The following is a 3,684-nucleotide window of genomic DNA, read 5'->3' as shown; positions in this document are numbered from 1 at the left end:
CACCCTACGTCTTGCTAGCAACCTTTCCGCGAACCTCACTCACCAGTTCGCGCCAAAGGTCATTGACTCGCTTCGGAGCGGGGGTGATTCCTCGTTCTTCGAGCGTGCCCGAGGGATCGGGCCAGTCGTAATCGAGCGTCACCCGAACATCGGCACCAGGAGCGCGCAGCACTCCGGAGCGGTGGGACCGGTCGGCGGTGTCGGTGCGGTCGGTGATCTCGGGCAGCTTCCCCGTCATCTCCCGATCGGTCCGGCCGGTGAACGCAAGTCGGGCTGTGATCGTGCCCTGTTCGGCACGTACCCATCGGGGACCATCGGTGGAGGCCATGACGCACTTTGAGCCGGTGAGCACGCGGGCAGGGGACGGGCCGACGATGCCTACCACCTGGGGCTCTGGCAGGAGCGAGCACAGGTAGGACGCGCCGACCGAGCGGCCCTCTACAGTACGGGCGGAGTTGGACACAATGGACTGCCAGCTCAGATCATCCGGTGCCGGTGCCGCCCACGGCTGGCAGTTCGGCACGGTGACCTGCGAACACTGGTTATCGCCAAAGGTCGGAAACGAAATCGACGGTGAAGCCACGGTTTCCGACGACGAGGGACCGGGGGGAGCTGGGTCCGAAGACTTCCCTGAGCACCCCGCCGCGAGGGCCATTGTCATGGTCGCTACGACGAGCCAGCGGTGAACTGGGCGCATAGCACTTCCCTTCCGAAGATCCACACTTTAGGTCCTGAGATCCACACACAGAGCTTTTTTCGCTTTTCCTGCCCGATACCACCGGATCATGCTCAGCGGGCGCTATGCGTGCTTCCTGGCGGGTTTATGCGTATTCCTTGATCAGCTGTGCCGCTCGGGTGATCGCCTGCCCCTCATTCAGCGCCGGGTTCGCCCTCATGATGATCGTTTCCACGTCTTCGCGCGAGAGATTCGGATCTTCCGCCAACGCTGCCTTGACTGCTGGCTCTTCGGTGTGGTTTCGCGCGTGCGCGGGTGACCTCTCACCTGCCAACCCGGCCTGGTTGGTCTCATCGGTGCCAGAGCAACGTTGATCGTCTTCGTCCGGACGGAACTCCGACGGAGGAGGAGTTTCGTCCGGGGGCCAACCGAGCGCCAGCGAGGGCGGCAGCTCTTTGTTTTCTGGGGGGTGATCTCTATCCGGTGGTCCGTTCTTAATGGAAGTCGATTCACCGGCCTCCGGTGAATCGACTTCCGGTGTGAGGTGCGACGATCCTTCATCGTCGGTGCTCGCACCGGAAGTCGAATTTTGGGATTCCGGGGAAGGCTCCTCGGACTCCTCGGAGTCTTCGGCGTCTTGCCCGGTGTTGCCCTTGCGGCTCGGGTCGCTGCTGGGCTGCGCCTTCTGCGCCTTCTGCGCCTTCTGCTTCGGCTTGCCGCCTCGGCCGGGGATGCGCTCGGAGAGCAGGCCGTCCGCGTGGATACGGCGCGGCCCGTCGTAGTAGTAGATCTCCGCCGAGAGCACCTTCACGCGGCGCAGCTCGTAGACCGGGCGGCCGGTGGTCGGATCGAGTGCGCCCGTGTCGATCGGGGTCAGCGTGTAGCGGCCGGGGGTGTGCCGGTGAATGATCTCCTCGATCCGCTCGTGCGAGATCGGCACCCGCGAGGTCCACTGGTAGGTGGCTCGCTGCCCGGAGCGGGTGGAGCTGCCTGCGGGGCGTTGGTAGCTGAACTCGACCCGGCCGACGTAGCCACGCTCGATCAGCGTGTTGTAGGCCGTGCTGATTTGGCTTTTCCGCGGCCCCTGGCTGCCTGCGTCCCGGACAAGCTTCGTCAGAGTTTGCCCGTACTCGGCGGCGTGCCGCAGGAAATTCGTCAGCACCGCCAGGGACAGCAGGTTGATGCTGGTCAGCTCATCGACGGTCGTGTTGGGCACGGCGGCGTGCCGCAGTTCGTGTGGTGAAACGTCCTCGACGCGGTCCATGCGTGTCTCCTGACTTCAGGTGACACACGCCCGTGGGGGATGCGAACGGCAAGACCGGTCCCGTAGTCTGTAGACGCTAAGCAAGTGATTGGGACCGGTTTCGCGATCCGTGCAACCCCCCTTCGGATCGTGTGTGTGGTCTTTTGTTCGGGCCGGGAGTTGGCACCTCCCGGCCCGAAATCATGTTCGGGGGTTGATCCTCTCAGACTGGGTGGATCATGCTGTGGGGATCACCCCTCGGCGTGTCGCGTGCCCACTCCGTGACAGATGTGTTATGCGACATGGTTGCTCACCTGCTTCACCAGATGAGTTGGAAGTTATCCAGGCTCTCGAAATGCCACCCGAAGTCCGGGCCGTATCCCTCGCACTCGGCGTAGCCGGTGGAGAGGAATTCCTCGGCAGCCGTCCGGGCGGCGTCTTCGTCGCCTGCTTCCATCGCTTCCACGATCCGTTGCGTGGTGCCCACGTCGAGGCTGTGCCCGAGGACATTGCGGTACCGCTCGTAGGCCGAACTCGACGAACTGCCCTTGACGTTGACATCGCCGGACGCGAACAGCACCGCGCCTCGGGCCGGTGTGCCGCTGGAGGTCACCGGGATTCCGGCCGCCGACCGGCGGTCAGCGGTATCGGCGCTGTCCATCGCTGATTGCGCGTCGCCGCGCATCTGCCGATCGAGGTTGGACATCCAGTCCCGCACGGTTTTCGGGGACCGCCCGGCCTGCTGGGCGGCGGCCTCGACCCCGCCCAGGCGGGTCACCCGATCCGCACGCTGGGCGGCCTCGGCCACCCGTTCGTGCGGGATGCGGTTCTGTTGCGCCCACCGCCGAATCGTGCGGTCGGACGGCGGTGTGTGGCCCGCCGCCTGGGCGGCGGCACGCACCCCGTCCTTGCCGAGCCGGTGTAGTTGGGCGCGCACGGACGCGTAGTCGGTGCCGACATCGACCCCGTTCCGCACGGCGTCCCGCATCGCGGCCTCTCGGACGGCGGGATCTTTCCGCACGCCCTCCTTGCGGAACTGCGGCATTCTTGGTCACCTCCGTTTCGTTACTGTTCGTCGGTCAGGTTGAGCGCGGCGGGCACGCTCGGAGTTTTCTCCGCGTTGGGGTCGAGCGCGCGCAACGTGTCCCGGTCCTGCTCACTGAGCCGGTGCACGCGTTTCGGCCGGAGCACTCCGAGGTTGCCGTTGTCGGCCTGGTGCCACTCGGTGAGTGTGGCCTGTGTGGTCAGATACCACGCGCTGTCGGTGACCGAGTGCACCGGCCACAGATCCCGCTCACGGGCGATTTTGGAGACCTGCCGAAACAACCGCGCCCGAGTAGCGGCGATGATCGCGCGCCGCCACATCGGTTGCCAGCGCCACGGCTGGTGACTGTCCAACACCTTGGCGTACTCGAACCGTCCGTTGAGCGCCTTGTATCCGGCGCTGACGTGCTGGGCGCTGGCACCCCGGAGGCTGGCGTCCTCGATGGAGGCTGAGGCCAGCAGTGCGGGGCGCACGACGTTGTAGAGCGGTTCGAGCAGATGGCCCGCATCCGGCCAGATCCACGCCCCGGTGATGTTCAGATCGTGCAGGGTCCAGCCCGCTCCGCCCTTGTCTTCGTCGCTGCGCGCGATGTCGAGGGTCGGCCCCATTGCCCAGACCATGCTCCGGGTGCGCATGTGGGGGTGCACCGGCCACAGGCGGGGCTCGTGCCACGGGATGCGGGGCTGGCAGCGCCACACGCCGAACGTGTGCGCGGTTTCG

The 3,684-nt window shown here is 65.9% G+C and carries 3 protein-coding genes and 1 pseudogene; all 4 read right to left on the bottom strand.

What is annotated here, in order from left to right; translation table 11 throughout:
- Positions 1-4 precede the first annotated feature (4 nt).
- A complete protein-coding gene (locus BM150_RS23935) occupies positions 5-583 on the bottom strand; it encodes a hypothetical protein (RefSeq protein WP_139219649.1) in 579 nt (192 codons plus the stop codon).
- Positions 584-821: 238 nt separating this feature from the next.
- Complete coding sequence (locus tag BM150_RS23405) at positions 822-1,940, bottom strand: hypothetical protein (RefSeq protein ID WP_092930244.1); 1,119 nt, start codon at positions 1,938-1,940, stop codon at positions 822-824.
- A gap of 298 nt (positions 1,941-2,238) precedes the next feature.
- Positions 2,239-2,964 carry a hypothetical protein gene (locus BM150_RS23400; RefSeq protein WP_092930242.1) on the bottom strand — a complete coding sequence of 242 codons (726 nt, stop codon included), beginning with the start codon at positions 2,962-2,964 and terminating at the stop codon, positions 2,239-2,241.
- A 20-nt stretch (positions 2,965-2,984) separates the two neighbouring features.
- A pseudogene (locus tag BM150_RS23395) lies at positions 2,985-3,684 on the bottom strand (hypothetical protein); the annotation flags it as partial.

The organism is Actinopolyspora alba, from assembly GCF_900112765.1.
Classification (GTDB): domain Bacteria; phylum Actinomycetota; class Actinomycetes; order Mycobacteriales; family Pseudonocardiaceae; genus Actinopolyspora; species Actinopolyspora alba.
This window is presented reverse-complemented; position numbering and strand designations above follow the sequence as displayed.